Source organism: Marinobacter confluentis, from assembly GCF_004785685.1.
GTDB classification, from domain to species: domain Bacteria; phylum Pseudomonadota; class Gammaproteobacteria; order Pseudomonadales; family Oleiphilaceae; genus Marinobacter; species Marinobacter confluentis.
The window spans coordinates 920322-941629 of record NZ_SRPF01000001.1; the positions used below are offsets into that span (position 1 = coordinate 920322).

The following is a 21308-nucleotide window of genomic DNA, read 5'->3' on the forward strand; positions in this document are numbered from 1 at the left end:
GGGGGGATCTGCGCGAGTTCTCAGATTCAAACCACGGGAGCACCTGCCCCGTCAGGCGATACCGTGACGGGTCAGAAATTCGATAAAGGCCTCATCGCCCAGAACCTTCACGCCAAGCTGCTCTGCTTTGGCAAGCTTGGACCCGGCCGCTTCACCAGCCACGACGCAGGCCGTTTTGGCCGAAACACTGCCTGCCACTTTTGCTCCCAGGCTTTCCAGATGGGCTTTGGCTTCATCGCGGGTCATGGTGGACAGGGTTCCGGTCAGCACCCAGGTCTCGCCTTTCAGTGGTTTCTCAGCAGCAGTGATCTCTTCTTCCTGCCATTGCACGCCGGCTTCTTTCAGCGCCTGAAGGGTCTCGTTATTGTGGGTCTGGTCAAAAAAGCTGCGAATGTGGCCCGCCACAATCGGGCCTACGTCAGGCACCGCCTGGAGGGATTCCTCATCGGCCTGACTGATCGCTTCAAGACTGCCAAAGTGGCTGGCAACGGCTTTCGCGGTTGCTTCACCAACTTCGCGGATACCCAGGGCATACAGGAACTTCCAGAGCACCGGGTTTCGGGACTGGTCGATAGCCTGAATCAGGTTGCTGGCGGACTTGTCACCCATCCTTTCCAGGCCCGTCAGGTCCGATTTTTTCAGCCGGTACAGATCGGCAATCGTGGTCACAAGCCCCCGGTCCACCAGAATATCAATCCATTTGTCGCCAAGGCCCTCAATATCCAGGGCCTTGCGTGAGGCGTAATGGCGGATCGCCTCCTTGCGCTGGGCCGGACAGAACAGACCACCGGAGCAGCGAGCGACCGCTTCGCCTTCAATCTGGACGATATCAGAATGGCAGACCGGGCAATCCGGTGGCAGGGTGACCACCTCCGCACTATCCGGGCGCCGTTCGACAAGTACCTTGACCACTTGCGGAATCACATCCCCTGCCCGCCGGACAAACACAGTGTCGCCGATCCGGACGTCAAGCCGCTGGATCTCATCCATGTTGTGAAGGGTGGCATTGCTCACGGTCACACCACCCACAAACACGGGTTTCAGGCGGGCAACAGGGGTGATCGCACCGGTTCTGCCCACCTGGAATTCAACATCTTCAATAACGGTCAGTTCTTCCTGGGCCGGAAATTTCTGGGCGATGGCCCAGCGGGGGGCTCTGGAAACAAAGCCAAGCTGCTGCTGCAACGCCAGACTGTTCACCTTGAAGACGATGCCGTCTATTTCGTAGGGCAGGTCATTGCGTTTTTCCAGCAGGTCACGGTAGGCACCCAGGCAGGCCTCGACACCCTTGACCAGGCGCATCTCCGGGTTGGTCCTGAAACCCCAGTTCTTGACCCGCTCCAGACCCTCCCAGTGGGTGGGCGGCATGGCGCTTTCATCTTCCAGTGCCACACTGTAGGCGCACATTTCCAGTGGTCGACGGGCGGTTACCGACGGTTTTTTCTGGCGCAGGCTGCCGGCGGCCGCATTGCGGGGGTTCACAAACGTTTTTTCGCCCCTCGCGGTCAGCGACTGATTGAGTTTCTCAAAACCGGATTTCGGCATGTAGACCTCGCCGCGCACCTCTACCAGCCCGGGAACCCTGTTCCCTCTCAGTCGCAGCGGCACCGAAGGTATGGTGCGAATATTTTCGGTGATGTCCTCGCCGGTATATCCGTCGCCCCGTGTCGCCGCGCGCAGCAGCACTCCGTTTTCATAATGCAGGCTGACTGCAAGGCCATCCAGTTTGGGCTCACATACATACTCAACCTCATCATCAGACTTCAGACGGTCCCTGATGCGGCGATCAAAATCCCTGAGCTCATCGTCAGAGAAAGCGTTGTCCAGGGATAGCATGGGAATACGGTGTGTCACCGCTTCAAACGTTGTTTCGGCCGACCCGCCTACCCGACGGGTTGGTGAATCCGGTGTCTTTAACGAGGGGTGTGCCTGTTCCAGCGCCTGCAGCTCGCGAAACAGCCGGTCATACTCTGCATCCGGAATCTGGGGATCATCCAGCACGTAGTAACGGTAATTATGATCGGTCAGGCGTTGACGAAGGTCTTCCGCGCGCTGGATATCATTGGGAGTCGGCTGGTCTGTCATTTTCCCGGGGATCGTTTTTTGCGCTCGAATTCGCGAATTCGCTGACGACAGTGTTCAATGGTTTGCGCAGTCATCACGCTGCGGCGTTCGTCTTTCAGTTCGCCCCCAAGGTTGCGCACGACACACTGGGCCGTTTCCAGCATGAACTCGAAGGCCTGCAGGGAATTGGTCGGCCCCGGCAGGCTCATGAAAAAGCTGATGCCCGGCGTGGAAAGTGCCGCCATATCTTCCGGGCGGAAGGTCCCGGGTTCAACAGCACTGGCAACACTGAACTGAACCGGGCTGTGGGTATCGGTCTGTTCATGACGGTGATAGATATCCAGGTCACCGTGCTGCAGCCCACAGGCCTCGAACAGGTCTTTCAGTTTGGTGCCGCTGAAGTTCTGTCCAGCCTTGGCAAGCACATTAATCACCACCACTTCCCTTGCTTCCGGGCGATTGGCACCGGCAAGCGGTTGGTCAGATTTTGCCTGCGCGGGTCTGCGTCGGGCCGTATCTTCCTCTACCTCGGTGGTAATAACCGGCGGTTCCGGCCTGGGTTCAGAGGCTTTCCCGGGCGCTGGTTCCTGCTTGCGGACCACTCGGGGCTCGCCGACTATGCCGTCGTCTTCAAAGGGCGCATCAGCCTCTTCAGGTGCTGAATTCCAACCCGCTTCAACGTCCAGATCGCTTTCGTCGCGGCTGGCAGAAAAGCTTTCGCTGTAATCGTTTTCAACATCGCTACTACGGGGTTCAGGCTCCGGCTCCGGCTCCGGTTCCGCTTTTGTTCTGCTATCAGTCACCGGGCGGGTCGGTTTTTGTGGCGGGTTTCCGAAACGGGGTTTGTGGGGCTTCACATAGCCGCGGTCTTCCAAAGTATCCCGGGAAATGGTTCTGGCACCGCCGTTTGGCAATTCCGGATTGAAATCCTTGTCCAATGGGGATGGATCAAGATCGTCCGCGCCCATTCCGGAGGAGATCGCGACGGATTCCTTACGTGCCCGGCGCATGCGGCGGAGCCCATCAATGACGACCCCGATGATCACGAGGGAGCCGATGGCAATTAACCATTCCCTAAGAGACATAATCCGACTGTCCTGTTTGCGATACCTATAACGCGCTACTCTATGAAAACGCTCATTTGAATACAACGCTTGCTGGCCCTACATGGCCGTTTTGTCATGCGTCCCAGGGTCATTCATTGCTCAGGCCTGGGCCAGCGCCGCTGCCTCATCGACATCAACGGATACCAACCGCGAGCACCCCGGTTCATGCATGGTTACCCCCATTAACTGGTCCGCCATTTCCATGGCGATCTTGTTGTGGGTGATGTAGATAAACTGCACCTGACTGGACATTTCCTTGACCATTTTTGCATAACGCCCAACGTTAGCATCGTCCAGCGGGGCATCTACCTCGTCCAGCATACAGAAAGGCGCGGGATTGAGCTGGAAAATAGAGAAAACCAGTGCAATGGCGGTCAGAGCCTTTTCACCGCCAGACAGCAGATGAATGGTACTGTTCTTCTTGCCCGGTGGCCTCGCCATGATGGTAACACCGGTTTCCAGCAGGTCTTCTCCGGTCAGTTCCAGGTAGGCATTGCCGCCGCCGAACACTTTGGGAAACAGGGCCTGAAGCCCGCCATTCACTTTGTCGAAGGTTTCCTTGAAGCGCTGTCGGGTTTCGCGGTCAATTTTACGCATGGCATTGTCCAGGGTTTCCAGCGCCTCCCGAAGGTCTTCATCCTGGCTGTCGAGGTATTGCTTGCGCTCGCTCTGCACCTGATATTCTTCAATAGCGGCCAGGTTGATGGCGCCCAGGCGCTGAATTCGCGACCCTATCTTTTCCAGTTCTTCAGTCCAGGCCTGCTCTGTTGCGTCTTCCGGTAGTGCATCCACCACCTCCTGCAGATGTACATCCAGCTCTTTCAGCTGATCCAAATGCTGGGCCGCGCGGATATCCGTGGCCTGGGATTCCATTTTCACTTTTTCAAGCTTCGTCCTGACATCCTGAATCTGATGTTCGACCCGGCTTCTGCCCTGCTCACGTTCGCGCACATCGCGATCAATTTCCTCGAGCGCGTCACGGGCTGCCGACAACTTCTGCTCTTCGGCCAGGCGGCGTTCCAGAAGCCCTTCCAGTTGCATCTGAAGGTCTTCAATCGGCTCTTCGGCGGTCTCGCGGCTCTCCCTGAGGAATTCAAGACGCTCTTCCAGGCGCTCTTTCTGTAACTGCATGCGCTCCAGAGTCTGCCTCAGGCCATCCCGCTGGCTGTGCAGAGACTGCAACTGAAGCTGCAACTGATGGGCGCGGTCACGATCGTGACGGGCTGCCTGGCGAAGACGGTCCAGGGTTTCCCGCAGACTGTCACGCTGCTCCAGAAGGCGCTCCTTTTCCTCATCGCCGGTTTCCGTGGCGGCCAGGGCCTGTTGCCACTCTTCACGGGCCTCAAGCAACTGTTCCTGCTGCTCTTCCAGTTGCAGGGCGACATCGCCCATATCTTCTTCAATCCGGTACAGACGGTCTTCAATCTGTTCTGTTCTGGCTCTGATCCCGCTGACCCGGGAAGCCAGCGACGACAGTTCCCGCTCAACTTCCGCCTGCTCGGCCTGGGCCGCCTCCCGGGCGGATTCGGCTTTCTCTGCGGTTTCCTGGTATTGCTCCAGTGTTACCTCCACCGATTCAAGGCGAATCTCTGCCTGATCAAGCTCTTCCGCCAGTTCGGTAACTTTCTTCTGCCGCTCGATGACACCAACGTGAGCGGACTCTGAATCCGGCATAAGTACCCAGTCTTTTGCCAGCCAGGCCCCCTCGGGCGTGATGATGCTTATCCCCGGCTCTAACTGCCCCTGCCGACCAAGGGCCTCATCAAGCGTCTCTGCGGTTTCAACCATGGCCAGCGCAGCCATCATGCCGCCGGCGCCGCTGACCTTCGCAGCCAGGCTGCGCCCGGCTGCCTGAATGCCGGTCCCATGTTCACTGACGATGGCCAGGCCGCGAGGGGCGTTGGCCAGCTCGCTCTGGATGGAATCGAAGCCGGGAACACTCATCCCCTGGCTGAATCGGCCAATGACCTGTTCAACCGCGAATTCCCAACCATTCTCGATCTTAAGGCGCCTTGCCAGACGGTTGTTATCACCAAGATTCCGACCCGACAGCCAGTCTTTCAGGGCTTCATTTTCGCCACCGAGCTGCTCGTCCAATAATGCCTGCTGTGAGTCCAGTGACGCCCGCAGGCTCTGGACAGTCTGCCGCGCCTCGGTTGCTGAGGCTTCGGCTTCCCGCTGCTGGTAGCGCGCTTCCTGCAGTTCATCCTGCAAGGCCGCAATGCGCTCCGCTGATTCATCCCGGCGCAGTTCGAGGGTTTCCTGCTGTTCAACCATCTCGTCCAGCTGTGCCCGGTCCAGCTGTTCGTCCAGCAGCCTCTTTTCATCGCCCATGCGTTGCTGACGGTTGCGAAGCTGTTCTATGGCATTTTCCAGAGACTGAATGCGGGACTGGGACAATTCCGCCTGTCGCCTCGAATCTGACGCGCGGGCGCTGAAATTCTCCCATTGGTGCTGCCACTCGCTCATGGCTTCTTCAGCCTGCTGAAGCTGTTCACCGGATTCTTCAGAGGTCAGGCTCAGGGTTTCCAGTTCAGGCTCAAGTTCGTTGAGCTCTTCCTGAATCGACGCCAGCTTGTGCTCATCCTGTTCCAGCTCGCGGGCCAGCTCCCGCTGGTTCGCCATGGCCTGATCCAGTTCCGCGGCGGTCTGGCGGCTGCGCTCTTTCTGGTGTTCAACGCTCTGTTCTACACGCGCTATATCGGCGCCCGCTTCATAGTATTTTGCCTGGGCTCGATTGAAATGTTCATTGCGCTCCTGGTGGCTTTCCCGAAGATTTTCCAGGGATGTTTCCAGGTTTACCCTTTCAGTAAGGTGCTTTTCCAGTTCCAGCTCGGTGTCACGGATACGGGCCCGGGAGTTCTGGAGTTCCTGGTCCAGTGACTGCCAGCGCAGCACCGTCAGCTCGGCTTTTTTCTGACGCTCTTCCTGCTTGTAATTGCGGTATTTCTCGGCGGCTTCAGCCTGTCTTTGCAGATGCTGTAACTGTCGACCCAGTTCATCGCGCAGGTCGGTCAGGCGTTCCAGGTTTTCCTGGGTGCGCCGAATCCGGCTCTCGGTTTCCTTCCGGCGTTCTTTGTATTTGGATATGCCGGCAGCTTCCTCGATATAGACTCGCAGCTCTTCCGGCTTGGCCTCGATCAGGCGGGAAATCATGCCCTGTTCGATAATGGCATAGCTCCGCGGGCCCAGACCGGTGCCCAGAAACAGATCGGTAATATCACGCCGTCGGCAACGTGAACCGTTCAGGAAATATTCTGATTGCCCTTCCCTGGACACCCGACGACGAACGGAAATCTCATTGAACTGGGCAAATTCACCGGGCGCTGAGCCGTCGCTGTTATCAAAAACCAGTTCAATCGAGGCCTGGCCAACGGGCTTTCGGGCACTCGAGCCGTTGAAGATTACGTCAGTCATCGACTCGCCACGGAGGTACTTGGCCGAGCTTTCGCCCATAACCCAACGAACTGCGTCGATGATGTTTGACTTGCCACAGCCGTTCGGACCAACAACGGAGGTCAGATTGGTGGGAAATGGCACTGTCGTGGGGTCGACAAACGATTTGAAACCGGCCAGCTTGATCGACTTGAGGCGCATATCAGGCAGTTACTCCTGTCCCGAGAATACTGAGCACCTGCTGGCGCTGGTGTTCACCGAAATCACGGATACCCTGTTCCAGTCCTGCCGGGTCATCAGCGGCTGCGGCTTCGGCAAGTTGTTGGAAAAAACGGGCGGTAGAGTCCAACTCTTCACGAAAGTTTTCAAGTGCCACAAAGTAGGTTCGGCTGATAGCAGGCCTGAAATTCTCCAGGGTTTCCTCAAGAAACGGGTTTTCAACCAGCTCATAGGCATATCGCATGACTCCGAAACCCGCCTCGATCACTTTTTCCGCCGCATCTCTGCCGGGTGAGTTGAGTGCATCAATGACCGCCTGCAGTTCACGCACCTGGCCCATCACCCCGGTCAGTTCCCGACCGGACCAGCGCTCGAGCACTTTTCGCCCGAGCATGCACAGCAGGTTGATGTAGATATCGTAGAGACTGTTTACCAGTTCCGGGGTCAACCTGGATACCACGGCACCCCTGCGCGGGAAAATATCCACCAGATGTCTGCGCTGCAGAATCAACAGCGCCTCACGAACTGAACCCCGGCTGACGTTCAGGTCACCGGCCACTTTCAGTTCCTGGATTCTTGCGCCAGGCGCCAGGTCGCCAGTGACAATACGCTGGCCAAGGTGCTGGGCAATCTGCTCGGACAGACTTTCGGGGGCCTGAAACCTCATAATCCTGAATGATCCCTTTCAACGGACGCCGGAACAATAAGCTGGAAAGTTTATCACAGCGATGAGTCAGCCCAATCCTTTTGCGTGGATTTTCCGGGAAGATAAACCAGTGGAAATTCTTTGCCAGTTTTTTGGCGGCACGCCATGAAATTTAGCCGCTAGCTTCCGCTCCAGGTTTAAGTATTTGCTTTATGCCATTGCTTTATATGTTTTTTTAATTTTTGGCAAGCCCTGTGCTTTAACGAAGCAAACACTAAACAGGTCGTGAACCGTGAAGCATATCCCAACGATCCAAAGCGTCGCCGGAAACCCACGTAAACTGGCAACGCTGATGCAGACCCACAAAGACTGGAATGAGTCACCGGACGTGCTGACGCGGCTGACACGCCGCCTGTCGACCACACTCAGTCTTGAGACCCAGATGGGCATTCTCGCCGAAGAAATCAACGACGTGATTCCCTTCGACTGCATGACCTACCGGCACCAGATTGCCGCCCGCGACTTTGTCTATGCCACCGGCATGGGCGGCCCTCATCGTTGCGATTACCGCCTGAATCTGGAGGGTCAGTTTTACGGATCACTGACCTTCACCCGCAATAAACGGTTCGCTGAAAAAGAAATGGAAGGCATTGAGCTGATTCTGAGCGCCGCCATCTGCCCGATTCGCAACGCCTGCATGTACCTCACCGTTGAACAGGCTGCCCTGACGGACGCCCTGACCGGCATCCCCAACAAACGTGCCATGGACGATGCCCTGGCAAGGGCGACCTCTTTGGGCGATCGGCATGGGCAGGAAAATTCGCTGATCCTTTGCGATCTGGACCGGTTCAAGGCCATCAATGACCGTCACGGGCACATTGTTGGCGACCACGTTTTGCAGCTGGCGGCTGCCGAATTACAGAAAGCCATCAGGACATCGGATGAAGTCTACCGCTTTGGCGGTGAAGAGTTCGCCATTCTGCTACCCCAGACTGACGAGGCCGATGCCCGGGTTGTTGCTGATCGTATCCGACAGTTTGTAAACAGTATCCGCGTCAATTGTGGCGAAACAGACATTGAAGTCACCACCAGCTGCGGTGTCGCCATGCGTCTTCAGGATGAAAGCACGGACCAATGGCTGGCACGGACCGATGAAGCTCTCTACCGGGCCAAAGCGGCTGGCCGCAACTGCACCCGGGTGTTCCCTGCCATTAACCCTGCCTGAGCCGGAAATTAGCGCTTCTTTCTGACCGGCTTGCGTTCCGTATCTGTTTTTTCAGAGGGTGAACCCGACACCTGCCACCTTGGTGTGCCCGGTTTGCGCCTTGCCGGAGCTGCCTGTTTCTTGCGCTTGCGGTCGTGAGCCTTCTGTTCTGACGGTGTCTTGGCAGGAATGGCAACCGGTTCAAGCCCTACCGACCGGCTCAGCGTATCCACGGCTTTCTGGTCAAGTTCCTCCCACTTACCCATCACCAGGCGGCTGGGCAGAAAAACAGGGCCGTACCGGACTCTTTTAAGGCGGCTGACCCGCACCCCCTGGGACTCCCAGAGGCGCCTGACCTCCCGGTTCCTGCCCTCCATCAGGGTAACGTGGTACCACTGGTTGATGCCCTTGCCGCCGGCTTCGGAAATATCGGTGAAGCGGGCGGTGCCATCGTCCAGCATGACCCCCTCGGACAGCCTCTTGATCATGGCTTCATCCACTTCCCCGAACACCCGAACTGCGTATTCACGATCAACCTGTCGTGACGGATGCATTAGCCGGTTCGCCAATTCCCCGTCTGTGGTGAACAGCACCAGACCGGTGGTATTGATGTCCAGGCGACCGATGGCAATCCAGCGATGGTCCGGAAGTCTTGGCAGGCGGTCAAAGACCGTCGGCCGTCCCTCGGGGTCGCGCCTTGTGGTCACCTCACCTTCCGGTTTGTTATAGATCAGTACCCGCCGCAGTACCTCGGCGCCCGCAGCAATGTCCAGCCGCTTTCCGTCCAGTTCTATCCGGTCTTTCACTGAGGCTTTCTGGCCCGGCGCAACGGGCTCACCATTGATTTGCAGCCGGCCGGCCTCGATCCAGCTCTCGACCTCCCGTCGGGAACCAACACCGGCCCGCGCCAATAACTTCTGGATACGCTCGGGGCCCTCTACGGATGGGGCTTCAGAGGTTCTGGATACCGGTTTTTGGGGGCGATCAGCCGCCATGAATACATCCTTTCGATTAGAAGTGCCAAAGTGGCAAAATCAGTGAAGTGTCTGGTCCGGATCTGCCGACGGCCCCGACTCGGTGGCGGGAGTTTCGTCATCAGACGACGCAGCCTCAAATTCAATTTCCGCCTGCATGTTCTTTTCAATTTCGCGCCCGATTTCTTCCAGGTCACGGATTTCAGATAAGGGCGGCAGTTGGTCAAGGCCCTGAAGGTTGAAATAATCCAGGAACTGGCGCGTAGTGGCATACATTGCCGGCCGCCCGGGCACGTCCCTATGGCCAACCACCCTCACCCACTCCCGTTCCTGAAGGGTCCGGATGATGTTACTGCTGACGGTTACGCCACGAATGTCTTCAATTTCACCACGGGTAATAGGCTGCCGATACGCAATCAGGGCCAGAGTTTCCAGCAGAGCTCGGGAATAGCGCTGGGGTTTTTCTTCGAACAGTTTTCCTACCCAGGGTGCATAGGCTTCACGAACCTGAAGCCGGTAGCCGCTGGCCACCTTTTTCAGCTCGAAGCCGCGACCAACGCAGGCTGAATCCAGAAGCACCATCACATGCTCCATTACCTGGCGCGCCGGGCGTTCGTGTTCGTCAAACAGTTCCCTCAGCTGGTCAAGAGACATGGGCTTGCCAGCTGCAAGCAGGGCTGCTTCGGTGATTGCCTGGATTTTCCGCAGATTCTCTTCGTTCATAAGTCGGCTCTCAACTCAGCTGACGGCTTTCAATTCAGCTGACGGCTCTTGCCCGCACGTGTATCGGGCCAAGCACCTCAGCCTGCACCACTTCAATTAGCTGTTCCTTGACCAGTTCGAGGGTCGCCAGAAAGCTGACAACCACCCCGAGTTTGCCCTCTTCCGGGGTAAACAGGCTTTCAAAAGTCACAAACCGGTCGTCTTCCAGCATGGCGAGAATGGCGGACATTCGCTCACGGGTGGATAGCCTTTCCCGTTCAACGTGATGGCTTGTAAAAAGGTCCGCCCGGGCCAGAACACCCCGAAGAGCCAACAGCATTTCCCGCAGATCGACGTCCGGATGAGTCTGGCTTGAGGGTAATCTGGGCAAGGCTGCCGAGCCTGAAAAAGTATCCCGCTCCTGCCTGGGCAACTGGTCAATATCTTCAGCCGCCTGCTTGAAACGCTCATACTGTTGCAGACGGCGTATCAGCTCGGCCCTCGGGTCAATCTCCTCGTCGTCCTCGCTTTCCTGGCGAGGCAAAAGCATCCGGGACTTGATCTCTGCAAGCGTGGCCGCCATCACCAGATATTCCGCCGCCAGTTCGAACCGCATTGCCTCAACGGCACCGATGTAATCCATGTACTGACGGGTTATTTCGCTCACATCAATGTCCAGAATGTCCATATTCTGTCGACGAATCAGGTACAGAAGCAGGTCCAGCGGGCCTTCAAACGCTTCCAGAAATACCGCCAGGGCATCCGGCGGTATGTAAAGATCGTTGGGCAGATCGACCACAGGTTTGCCCGACACCCGCGCCAGTGGCGACCGGTGTTCAGTCGACGCTGCTGGCTCCTCGGCGGGTAACTTGCCTGTGGTTTCTTCCGTCATGCACTCTCCTGACCGCTCAGCGGTAACTCAGCCCCATGGCCGACCTGACCTCTTCCAGCGTATCCCGGGCGGCATCGCGAGCGTGCTCATTGCCTTCTTCAATAATGGCCCTGACCAGATCCGGATTACCCTCGTATTCTTCTGCCCGCTCGTGTAATGGCTTCTGCTCTTCCACGATGGCGTCAATCAGCGGCTTTTTGCACTCGAGACAACCAATACCGGCGCTGCGGCAACCGGTCTGCACCCATTCCCGGGTTTTATCATCCGAATAGACTTTGTGCAGGCCCCAGACCGGGCATTTCTCCGGCTCGCCCGGATCCGTGCGGCGAACGCGCTGGGGGTCCGTCTGCATGGTTCGAACCTTCTGGGAAACGGAATCCGGGTCCTCCCGCAGGCCTATGTAATTATTGTAGGACTTGGACATCTTCTGGCCGTCCAGGCCCGGCATTTTCGAGTCTGGCGTCAACAGGGGCTGGGGCTCAGGCAGGATCACCTTGCCGCCGCCCTCGATGTAACCGTAAAGGCGCTCTCGGTCGCCCAGCGAGATATTCTGCTGTTCTTTCAACAGTGCCCTGGCGGTCTCCAGAGCCTCCATATCACCTTCTTCCTGATACCGCTTCTTGAGTGTACGGTACAGTTTGGCGTTCTTTTTACCCATCTTGACGATGGCGCCCTCGGCCTGCTCTTCAAATCCAGGCTCGCGCCCGTAGATGTGATTGAAGCGGCGCGCGATTTCCCGGGTAATTTCAACATGGGAAACCTGATCAGCACCCACCGGCACCCGGCCGGCTCGATACATCAGAATGTCTGCGCTCTGCAGCAGTGGGTACCCCAGAAAGCCATAGGTCGCCAGATCTTTTTCGCGCAGTTTTTCCTGCTGGTCTTTATAAGTGGGAATCCGCTCGAGCCAGCCAAGCGGCGTGATCATCGACAGCAGCAAGTGCAGTTCGGCGTGCTCAGGCACTTTGGACTGGATAAACATGGTTGACGATCCGGGGTTCACTCCGGCAGCCAACCAGTCGATGACCATATCCCAGACACTCTGCTCAATGCCGCTTGGATCGTCGTAATTGGTGGTAAGCGCGTGCCAGTCGGCGACAAAGAAGAAGCACTCGAATTCATGCTGGAGTTTCACCCAGTTCTTCAGAACACCGTGATAATGGCCAAGGTGCAACTTTCCGGTGGGACGCATGCCGGACAGTATCCGTTGCTGGGAATCTACAGAACTCAAAGCAAGAACTCCTTTGTAAGATTTGATCATCCGCCTTTTGGCAGACGACCGGGCATTATAGTCTGATGAAGGTCCTGCGTTAAACAAAAAGCCCCCGGAAGTCCGACATGCAGACCCGGGGGCTTGTTGCAGACAGGCTGGTTTACCAGCCGGTCACTTCTTTCAGAGCCTTGCCGATATCGGCAAGGCTGCGAACGGTTTTGACGCCCGCATCGTTCAGGGCGGCGAATTTTTCATCCGCAGTGCCCTTACCGCCAGAAATAATCGCACCGGCATGACCCATACGTTTGCCCGGGGGCGCAGTAACGCCAGCAATGTAGGCAACTACAGGTTTGGTCACGTTGGCCTTGATGAAGGCTGCCGCTTCCTCTTCCGCAGTACCGCCGATTTCACCGATCATGACGATGGCTTCGGTCTGCGGATCGTCCTGCAACAACTGCAGAATATCGATGAAGTTGGAACCCGGAATCGGGTCGCCACCAATACCAACACAGGTGGACTGGCCAAAACCGAAGTCTGTGGTCTGCTTGACCGCTTCATAGGTCAGCGTGCCTGAACGGGACACGATACCAACCTTACCCGGCTGGTGGATGTGCCCTGGCATAATGCCGATCTTGCACTGGTCCGGCGTAATCACACCCGGGCAGTTCGGCCCGATCATACGGACGCCTTTCCGATCCACGTACTCTTTGGCATAGAGCATGTCGATGGTCGGGATGCCTTCGGTGATACACACAATCAGCTCGATACCGGCATCCGCCGCTTCGATGATGGCATCCTTACAGAACGGAGCTGGTACATAGATGACCGTTGCCTGGGCACCGGTTTTCTCAACGGCTTCGCGAACCGTGTTGAATACCGGCAGGCCAAGATGCTCAGTGCCGCCTTTGCCGGGGCTTACGCCACCGACCATGTTTGTGCCATAGGCAATGGCCTGCTCGGAGTGAAACGTACCCTGAGCGCCGGTGAAGCCCTGGCAGATAACCTTGGTGTCTTTATTGATCAGGATACTCATTATTTGCCCTCCGCGGCTTTAACGACTTGCTCTGCGGCATTGGCCAGACTGGTTGCGGCAATGATGTTCAGGCCGCTGTCTTTCAGTACCTGAGTACCCTTTTCAGCATTATTGCCTTCCAGACGCACAACAACCGGCACTTTAACGCCCACTTCCTTGACCGCACCGATAATGCCCTCGGCGATCATGTCGCAGCGCACTATGCCGCCGAATATGTTGACCAGAACGGCCTTGACGTTATCGTCAGACAGAATGATCTTGAATGCTTCGGAAACCCGCTCTTTGGTTGCGCCGCCCCCCACGTCGAGGAAGTTAGCCGGCTGGCCGCCAGAGAGTTTGATGATATCCATGGTGCCCATGGCCAGACCCGCACCGTTGACCATGCAACCGATATTACCTTCCAGGGCAACATAGTTCAGTTCCCATTTTGCAGCTTCCGCTTCACGGGAATCTTCCTGGGAAGGATCGTGCATTTCCTGGATTTTCTTCTGACGGTATAGCGCGTTGCCATCTACCCCAATCTTGGCGTCCAGACAGTGCAGGTCACCGGCCGGCGTGATAACCAGCGGGTTGATTTCCAGCAGTGCCAGGTCACGCTCTTCAAAGAGCTTTGCCAGACCCAGGAAAATCTTGGTGAACTGGCCAATCTGCTTGCCTTCCAGGCCAAGTTTGAACGCCAGTTCGCGGCCCTGATAGGGCTGCGCGCCAACCAGAGGATCAACCTCCGCCCGGAGGATTTTTTCTGGCGTCTCTTCGGCGACCTTTTCAATTTCAACGCCGCCCTCGGTGGACGCCATGAAAACAATCCGACGACTGCCACGGTCAACAACCGCGCCCAGATAAAGCTCCTGGTCAATGTCGGTCAACGATTCAACAAGGATTTTGCTGACCGGCTGACCATGCTCGTCGGTCTGGTAGGTCACCAGATTCTTGCCCAGCCACTGCTCGGCGAAAGCGCGAATCTCGTCCTTGCTTTTGACCAGCTTTACGCCACCGGCCTTACCACGGCCACCGGCATGGACCTGAGCCTTGACAACCCATGCATCACCGCCGATCTCGTCAGCAGCCGCGACGGCGTCCTTTGGCGTATCACAGGCAATGCCCTTGGATACTGGCAGGCCATATTCAGCAAATAGCTGCTTGCCCTGATATTCATGCAAATTCATAGTCTATGTCCCGCTATTTGATGGAGGATAGCAGTGGGGCGCCTTCGTTGGCGCCCCCTGGTTTCCCGTTTCGCGTTACTTCTTTTTACGACGGTTGGCGACGTGAATAGCGCCGCCGTCAACGGCCAGTGCTGCTTCGTGTACCGATTCGGAGAGAGTCGGATGGGCGAAACAGGTCAGGGCCAGATCTTCAGCACTGGAGCCGAACTCCATCGCAATCACGCCCTGCGCCACGATTTCTGAGGCCTGCGGGCCTACGACGTGGAAGCCGAGAATACGGTCGGTTTTTTCATCCGCAATGATCTTGACCATACCGGACGCCGAGTTTGCCGCCATGGCGCGGCCATTCGCAGCAAACGGGAAAACGCCGGTTTTGTAAGCTTCGCCTGCGGACTTCAACTCTTCTTCTGTCTTGCCAACCCAGGCAACTTCCGGGAAGGTGTAGATGACGTTGGGGATGCAGTCATAGTTCACCTGCGGCTTATGCCCGGCGATACGCTCAGCAACCATCACGCCCTCTTCTGACGCCTTGTGCGCCAGCATTGGCCCACGAACCACGTCACCAACGGCCCAGACGCCCGGCGCTTCGGTCTTGCAGGTATCATCAACGAAAATGAAGCCGCGCTCGTCCATCTGCACGCCGGCATCTTCTGACAGCAGGTTGTCGGTGTAAGGCCGACGGCCAACAGCCACAATCAGCTTGTCAAACTTCTGCTCCTGCTTGCCATTGGAGTCCTCATAGGTGACGTTGACCAGCTTGCGCTTCACCTCAGCGCCGGTCATACGGGCGCCCATGATGATGTTCAGCCCCTGCTTCTGGAACTGTTTCAGTGTGTCTTTGGCAATCTGCTGATCCACCGCGGGCAGGAAGGTGTCCACCGCTTCAAGGACGGTTACTTCGGCGCCGAGTCTTGCCCAGACGCTGCCCAGCTCAAGACCGATAACACCGGCGCCAATAACACCAAGACGCTTGGGAACCTCGTCAAATTCCAGCGCGCCTTCGGAATCAACAATGTATTCACCGTCGAACGGTGCCGGCGGGATCTGGATCGGCTTCGAACCACTGGCCAGGATCACGTTATCCGCTTCATACTTGGTGACTTTGCCGTCTTTATCGGTAACCTCAACCACACGGTTAGCCAGCAGTTTGCCGTGACCGTGGATTGAGGTAACGCCGTTGGCCTTGAACAGGCCGCCAATACCACCGGTCAGTTGCTTCACAATACCGCTTTTGCGTTCCATCATCTTGCCGATGTCAATTTTGACATCCTTGGCAATAATGCCCTGCATCTCAAAGCCATGATTGGCTTCTTCAAACTTATGAGAAATCTCGAGCAGAGCCTTGGACGGAATGCAGCCCACGTTCAGGCAGGTGCCACCCAGAACCTGGCTTTTACCGTCCTCGGAGGTCCAGGATTCCACACAGGCAGTTTTCAGCCCCAACTGGGCCGCCTTGATAGCAGCAACGTAACCGCCGGGACCGGCACCAATAACAATGACGTCATATTTGTCAGACATAGTTAACCCTGTTTCCTGATTCGTTAAGTGAACGCTTAGACATCCAGCAGAATGCGCGCCGGGTCTTCGAGCATTTCCTTGATCGCTACGAGGAACTGAACCGCTTCTTTGCCGTCAATCATGCGGTGATCATAAGACAGCGCCAGATACATCATTGGCTGAACCACCACCTGGCCGTTCACTGCCATCGGCCGCTCCTGGATCTTGTGCATGCCAAGGATGGCCGTCTGGGGCGGGTTGAGAATCGGTGTTGAAATCAACGACCCGAAAATACCACCGTTGGTAATGGTGAAGGTACCGCCGGTCATGTCTTCAATGCCCAGCTTGCCGTCTTTGGCCTTGGTGCCGTATTCGACAATTTTCTTCTCGATGTCGGCCAGGCCAAGCCCGTCAACGTCACGCACAACCGGCACAACCAGGCCGCGCTCGGTGGAGACCGCAACACCGATATCCTGATAGCCGTGATACACCATGTCGTTGCCATCGATGGATGCGTTTACCGCTGGGAAACGCTTCAGGGCCTCAGTGGCAGCTTTGGCGAAGAACGACATAAAGCCGAGCTTGATACCATGGCGCTTTTCAAAGCTTTCCTTGTACTGCTTGCGCAGTTCCATCACCGGGCCCATGTTGACCTCGTTGAAGGTGGTCAGCATCGCGGCGGTCTGCTGGGCGTTCACCAGGCGCTTGGCGATGCTGGCGCGCAGGCGGGTCATGGGAACACGCTTTTCAGGGCGTTCGCCCTGCTGAACGTTCACCTCAGGCATGTCGCCAACCGGCGCCGCCGCTTTGGATGACCCACTGGAGCTCTTGGCCGCATCCACATGATTCTGAACGTCTTCTTTGGTTACGCGACCGTCTTTTCCGGTGCCTTTGATGCTGGCCGGGTCAACATTGTTTTCCTCAGCAAGTTTTCTGGCCGCAGGGCTCAGAATTGCTTCACCGGACTGGGTGTTGGCGCTGCTTTCGGCACCGCCTGTTGCGCCCGACTCTTTTCCGGCACCACTGGCTTCACTGCCGCCACTGGATTTTTCCGCAGGCTTTGACTCGCCCGCTGCGCCTTCCTTGAACTTACCGATGACCTCGCCGCTTTCGACGGTGTCACCCTCGCCCTTGATCGCCTCTTCGATCACACCGTCGGCCGGCGCGACAACTTCGAGAACCACTTTGTCGGTCTCGATATCGACAATCAGCTCGTCGCGTGAGCAGGCTTCGCCCGGCTGTTTGTGCCAGGTCGCGATCGTTCCTTCCGCGACTGACTCTGGAAAAACGGGGGCTTTTATTTCAGTTGACATCTCGGATCCTTAGTTCGGTAGCTCGTCAGATTTCAAAAGCGTCGTTTACGAGTTTTTTCTGCTCTTTCAGGTGCACAGACATGTGTCCACAGGCTGGAGCAGCTGAGGCATCGCGCCCAGCATACTGCAGGTAGAGCTTGGGATTAAGCCGGTAAAGCGCGTTGCGCATGTGGTGCTGGCTACAGTACCAGGCGCCCTGGTTCATTGGTTCTTCCTGGCACCAGACCACATGCTTGAGCTTGGTGTACTGGCTGAGCAACTCGTCAAGATCATCCCCGGGGAACGGATAAAGCTGCTCAATGCGGACAATTGCCACGTCATCCCGCTCGTCGTTTTTCTTGCGCTCAAGCAGGTCGAAATAAACCTTGCCGCTGCACAGGATCAAACGCGTGACTTTCTTTGGATCCGATGGTTCTTTTTCCGGCAACACCGTTTTGAAGGTGCCCGATGTCAGATCTTCAAGATCGGATGTTGCTTCCTTGTGACGCAAAAGACTCTTCGGCGTGATCGCCACCAGCGGCTTGCGCAGCGGGCGCTTTACCTGTCGGCGCAGCATATGGAAAACCTGCGACGGCGTGGTCGGTACACACACCTGGATGTTGTGCTCTGCCGACAGCTGCAGGAACCGCTCGAGCCTTGCAGAACTGTGCTCCGGCCCCTGCCCTTCGTAGCCGTGGGGCAACAGCAGGGTCAGACCACACAGCCGGCCCCATTTGTGTTCACCGCTGGTCAGGAACTGGTCGATCACCACCTGAGCGCCGTTGGAAAAGTCACCAAACTGCGCTTCCCATACCACCAGACCGCTGGGCGACGTAGTGGAGTATCCATACTCGAACGCCATGACCGCTTCTTCAGACAGCAGCGAGTCGTAGATTTCGAATTTCGGCTGGTCTTCAGCAATGTGCTCCAGGGAAATGTGGGTCGATCCATCTTTCTGGTTGTGCAGAACGGCGTGGCGATGCGAGAAAGTACCACGACCAACGTCCTGACCGGTGATACGGATCGGGTGGCCTTCATCCAGAAGCGTTGCGTAGGCCATGACCTCGCCGTAGCCCCAGTTGATTGGCAAAGCGCCCGCGGTCATTTTCTCGCGATCACTGACAATCTTTGATACCTGGCGCTGAACACTGAAACCTTCCGGCAGTGCCGTCAGTTTCTTGCCAAGTTTCTGAATGGTTCTCAGGGACACGCTGGACTTGCACTTGGCTGTCCACTCGTGACCCAGATAGGGCGTCCAGTCGACGTAGAGGTCTTTGTTCGGCTCTTTCACGAGCGACTTGACCACATGATCCCCCTTGTCCAGGGCATCGCGGTACTCCAGCTCCGTCTGCTTGGATTCTTCCTCGGTAATCACGCCATCAGCAATCAGCTTCTCAGCGTAGATTGCCCGAGTGGTCTTGAGCCCACGGATTTTCTCATACATCAGCGGCTGGGTTGCAGCCGGCTCGTCTGCCTCGTTATGGCCACGACGACGATAACAGACCAGATCGATTACCACGTCTTCCTTGAATTCGTGGCGGTAGTCCATGGCCATCTGGGTGACAAAATACACGGCTTCAGGGTCGTCTGCGTTTACGTGCAGGATCGGCGCCTGAATCATCTTTGCCACATCGGTGCAGTATTCTGTCGAGCGGGCGTCTTCCTGCTTGCTGGTGGTGAAGCCTACCTGGTTGTTGATAACCACATGAATGGTGCCACCGATGCCGTAACCGCGGGTCTGGGACATCTGCAGGGTTTCCATTACCACACCCTGACCGGCGAATGACGCGTCACCGTGCATGACAATCGGAACACACTGGGCACCGTCTTTGTCGTCACGACGGGTCTGGCGAGCCCTCACCGAACCCACAACCACCGGAGAAACGATTTCCAGGTGTGACGGGTTGAAAGCCAGAGCCAGATGAATCTCGCCGCCGTCCGTCATGACGTTCGATGAAAAGCCCTGGTGATACTTCACGTCGCCGGAACCGGAATCTGCGAGCTTCTTGCCTTCAAACTCGTCAAACAGCTCCTTGGGGTTCTTGCCGAGGGTATTCACCAGCACGTTCAGCCGGCCGCGGTGGGCCATACCAACCACAACCTCCTTCGCGCCGTAACTGCCGGCTCGCTGGATGAGCTCGTCCAGACAGGGAATCAGGCTTTCACCCCCTTCCAGGCCGAAACGCTTCACGCCGGGATAACGGGAGCCCAGATACTTCTCGAGACCTTCTGCCGCGGTAAGCCGCTCAAGCAGATGTTTACGGGTACGGGCCTCAAAATTCGGACGGGATTTCACAGGCTCCATCCGCTGCTGGAACCAGCGTTTTCTGCGGGTATCAACGATGTGCATGTACTCTGCACCAATGCTGCCGCAGTAAGTTTCCCTCAGACCGTCAACAATGTCTCTGAGCCGCATGGTTTCGGCGCCAAAGCACAGGGAACCAGTCTGGAACTCCAGATCATGGTCGGCTTCGGTCAGCTCATGGAATGCAGGGTCAAGATCTTCTACCGGTGGCCGGTTCCAGACACCAAGTGGATCAAGCTTGGCCTCCTGGTGACCACGGAAGCGGAATGCGTTAATCAGCTGAAGAACACGGATCTGCTTCTTATCGGCATCGGCCGTTGCACTGGCGGGAACGCCGCCGGTGGCCAGAAAACGCTGATTTTTTGATATATGTTCGAATTGCTGGCGTATTGAGGCATGACTGACGTCACGTCCTTTGTAGCCATCAACACTGGGGAGTCGGTCAAAATAACTTCGCCATTCCTCGGGAACGGCATTGGGGTCAGTCAGGTAGGTCTCGAAAAGCTGCTCGACGTAGGCCAGATTTCCACCTTGTAAGTGGGAAGTCTGCCACAACTGCTCCATTATGCTTTCGTGCATGTTGAATAGCTCACCTTGGGCTGGTGCGGGGAGTTAGCTATGGTCTGCCAGGGGTTGTTCTCAGTCAATACGGGTTATTACGGGATCGACTTTGGCAGCCATATCCAACACGGGTGTTTTCCATGCCCCGTTAGTTTAACTCTGCAAAAGCCGCGGAAGAACCTTTTGGGCCCTATCCACGGCTTGCGTAGTCTGCATCCCTCCACTGGCCATGGCTATAAGCCATTGGTTGAAGGGCCCGCTTCATTGCGAGCCCCTCCGGATGCCTTGATTTAAAGCACAGTATAGCGTCTGTTCAGGATTCTGCTCAGGTTGCCCTCTGAAGCAGCAGGTCCCGAATATGACCGATAGCCCTTGTGGGGTTCAGACCTTTCGGGCAAACACTGACACAGTTCATGATGCCACGGCAGCGAAAAACACTGAAGGGATCATCAAGGTTGGCCAGACGCTCTTCCTGGGCGTCATCCCGGCTATCTGCCAGGAAGCGGTAGGCCTGAAGCAGGCCCGCAGGGCCAATGAACTTGTCCGGGTTCCACCAGAAAGACGGGCAGGAAGTGGAACAGCAGGCACAGAGTATGCACTCATAGAGACCGTCCAGTTTTTCCCGCTCTTCCGGAGACTGATAACGCTCAATGGCCGGCGCCGGCGAGTCATTGACGAGATAAGGCATTACTTTTTCGTATTGCTTGTAGAACAGGCTCATATCGACCACCAGATCCCGGATGACCGGCAGGCCTGGCAGCGGACGCAGGACCAGCTTGTTCTTCTTGACCACATCAGACAGCGGCGTTATGCAGGCAAGACCGTTCTTGCCGTTCATGTTCATGCCATCCGAGCCACAAACGCCCTCGCGGCATGAGCGGCGGTACGCCATGGAGGTATCCCGCTCCTTGATCAGGTTCAGGACGTCCAGAACCATCAGGTCTTTGCCTTCCGGAATCTCGACTTCCACGTCCTGCATATAGGGCGCGTTGTCTGTCTCCGGGTTGTAACGATAGACACTTACCAACATTGTTACAT

General features: G+C 56.7%; 15 protein-coding genes. 1 reads left to right on the plus strand and 14 read right to left on the minus strand.

The annotated features are described in order from the left end of the window. Window positions 1–51: 51 nt before the first annotated feature. From ligA to E5Q11_RS04330, 4 genes are all read right to left on the minus strand, one after another. Window positions 52–2085: an NAD-dependent DNA ligase LigA gene (ligA, locus tag E5Q11_RS04315; protein ID WP_135802140.1), complete on the minus strand. Its 2034-nt coding sequence runs from the start codon at window positions 2083–2085 to the stop codon at window positions 52–54. Continuing rightward, window positions 2082–3149, minus strand: a complete 1068-nt coding sequence (gene zipA / locus E5Q11_RS04320; RefSeq protein ID WP_135802141.1) for a cell division protein ZipA — start codon at window positions 3147–3149, stop codon at window positions 2082–2084. Before zipA ends, ligA begins: the two co-directional genes overlap by 4 nt. A 120-nt stretch (window positions 3150–3269) precedes the next feature. Then, window positions 3270–6767, minus strand: a complete 3498-nt coding sequence (smc, locus tag E5Q11_RS04325; protein ID WP_135802142.1) for a chromosome segregation protein SMC — start codon at window positions 6765–6767, stop codon at window positions 3270–3272. Window position 6768: 1 nt separating this feature from the next. Next, complete coding sequence (locus tag E5Q11_RS04330; protein ID WP_135802143.1) at window positions 6769–7452, minus strand: GntR family transcriptional regulator; 684 nt, start codon at window positions 7450–7452, stop codon at window positions 6769–6771. 271 nt (window positions 7453–7723) lie between these two features. Here E5Q11_RS04330 and E5Q11_RS04335 point away from each other — a divergent pair, with 271 nt between their 5' ends. Next, the gene (locus tag E5Q11_RS04335; protein ID WP_135802144.1) at window positions 7724–8656 is read left to right on the plus strand and encodes a GGDEF domain-containing protein; all 933 of its coding nucleotides are present in this window, start codon (window positions 7724–7726) and stop codon (window positions 8654–8656) included. A gap of 8 nt (window positions 8657–8664) precedes the next feature. On the opposite strand, the gene rluB is transcribed toward E5Q11_RS04335, so the two are convergent. The 10 genes from rluB to E5Q11_RS04385 form a co-directional block, all read right to left on the minus strand. Beyond that, a complete protein-coding gene (gene rluB / locus E5Q11_RS04340; RefSeq protein WP_135802145.1) occupies window positions 8665–9630 on the minus strand; it encodes a 23S rRNA pseudouridine(2605) synthase RluB in 966 nt (321 codons plus the stop codon). Window positions 9631–9669: 39 nt separating this feature from the next. Continuing rightward, the gene (gene scpB, locus E5Q11_RS04345) at window positions 9670–10332 is read right to left on the minus strand and encodes an SMC-Scp complex subunit ScpB (RefSeq protein ID WP_135802146.1); all 663 of its coding nucleotides are present in this window, start codon (window positions 10330–10332) and stop codon (window positions 9670–9672) included. A 34-nt stretch (window positions 10333–10366) separates the two neighbouring features. Beyond that, on the minus strand, window positions 10367–11203 hold the full coding sequence (locus tag E5Q11_RS04350; protein ID WP_135802147.1) for a segregation and condensation protein A: 837 nt from the start codon (window positions 11201–11203) through the stop codon (window positions 10367–10369). A gap of 16 nt (window positions 11204–11219) precedes the next feature. Continuing rightward, the gene (locus tag E5Q11_RS04355) at window positions 11220–12434 is read right to left on the minus strand and encodes a tryptophan--tRNA ligase (protein ID WP_191964448.1); all 1215 of its coding nucleotides are present in this window, start codon (window positions 12432–12434) and stop codon (window positions 11220–11222) included. Between the two features lie 142 nt (window positions 12435–12576). Then, the gene (sucD, locus tag E5Q11_RS04360) at window positions 12577–13449 is read right to left on the minus strand and encodes a succinate--CoA ligase subunit alpha (protein WP_135802148.1); all 873 of its coding nucleotides are present in this window, start codon (window positions 13447–13449) and stop codon (window positions 12577–12579) included. Further along, window positions 13449–14615 carry an ADP-forming succinate--CoA ligase subunit beta gene (gene sucC, locus E5Q11_RS04365; RefSeq protein ID WP_135802149.1) on the minus strand — a complete coding sequence of 389 codons (1167 nt, stop codon included), beginning with the start codon at window positions 14613–14615 and terminating at the stop codon, window positions 13449–13451. The genes sucD and sucC overlap by 1 nt, the downstream gene beginning before the upstream one ends. 75 nt (window positions 14616–14690) lie before the next feature. Continuing rightward, the gene (lpdA, locus tag E5Q11_RS04370) at window positions 14691–16133 is read right to left on the minus strand and encodes a dihydrolipoyl dehydrogenase (protein ID WP_135802150.1); all 1443 of its coding nucleotides are present in this window, start codon (window positions 16131–16133) and stop codon (window positions 14691–14693) included. A 35-nt stretch (window positions 16134–16168) separates the two neighbouring features. Beyond that, window positions 16169–17425: a 2-oxoglutarate dehydrogenase complex dihydrolipoyllysine-residue succinyltransferase gene (gene odhB, locus E5Q11_RS04375; protein ID WP_135802151.1), complete on the minus strand. Its 1257-nt coding sequence runs from the start codon at window positions 17423–17425 to the stop codon at window positions 16169–16171. A gap of 25 nt (window positions 17426–17450) precedes the next feature. Beyond that, window positions 17451–20288, minus strand: coding sequence for a 2-oxoglutarate dehydrogenase E1 component (locus E5Q11_RS04380; protein ID WP_135802152.1), 2838 nt, complete (start codon window positions 20286–20288; stop codon window positions 17451–17453). 307 nt (window positions 20289–20595) lie between these two features. Beyond that, window positions 20596–21300 (minus strand): succinate dehydrogenase iron-sulfur subunit, encoded by a 705-nt coding sequence (locus E5Q11_RS04385; RefSeq protein WP_135802153.1) that lies wholly within the window; start codon window positions 21298–21300, stop codon window positions 20596–20598. Window positions 21301–21308: the final 8 nt, after the last annotated feature.

Coding starts and splice junctions, on each gene's coding strand:
- ligA (WP_135802140.1), bottom strand. CDS start 2,085: ATGACAGACCAGCCGACTCCCAATGATATCCAGCGCGCGGAAGACCTT.
- zipA (WP_135802141.1), bottom strand. CDS start 3,149: ATGTCTCTTAGGGAATGGTTAATTGCCATCGGCTCCCTCGTGATCATC.
- smc (WP_135802142.1), bottom strand. CDS start 6,767: ATGCGCCTCAAGTCGATCAAGCTGGCCGGTTTCAAATCGTTTGTCGAC.
- E5Q11_RS04330 (WP_135802143.1), bottom strand. CDS start 7,452: ATGAGGTTTCAGGCCCCCGAAAGTCTGTCCGAGCAGATTGCCCAGCAC.
- rluB (WP_135802145.1), bottom strand. CDS start 9,630: ATGGCGGCTGATCGCCCCCAAAAACCGGTATCCAGAACCTCTGAAGCC.
- scpB (WP_135802146.1), bottom strand. CDS start 10,332: ATGAACGAAGAGAATCTGCGGAAAATCCAGGCAATCACCGAAGCAGCC.
- E5Q11_RS04350 (WP_135802147.1), bottom strand. CDS start 11,203: ATGACGGAAGAAACCACAGGCAAGTTACCCGCCGAGGAGCCAGCAGCG.
- sucD (WP_135802148.1), bottom strand. CDS start 13,449: ATGAGTATCCTGATCAATAAAGACACCAAGGTTATCTGCCAGGGCTTC.
- sucC (WP_135802149.1), bottom strand. CDS start 14,615: ATGAATTTGCATGAATATCAGGGCAAGCAGCTATTTGCTGAATATGGC.
- lpdA (WP_135802150.1), bottom strand. CDS start 16,133: ATGTCTGACAAATATGACGTCATTGTTATTGGTGCCGGTCCCGGCGGT.
- odhB (WP_135802151.1), bottom strand. CDS start 17,425: ATGTCAACTGAAATAAAAGCCCCCGTTTTTCCAGAGTCAGTCGCGGAA.
- E5Q11_RS04380 (WP_135802152.1), bottom strand. CDS start 20,288: ATGCACGAAAGCATAATGGAGCAGTTGTGGCAGACTTCCCACTTACAA.
- E5Q11_RS04385 (WP_135802153.1), bottom strand. CDS start 21,300: ATGTTGGTAAGTGTCTATCGTTACAACCCGGAGACAGACAACGCGCCC.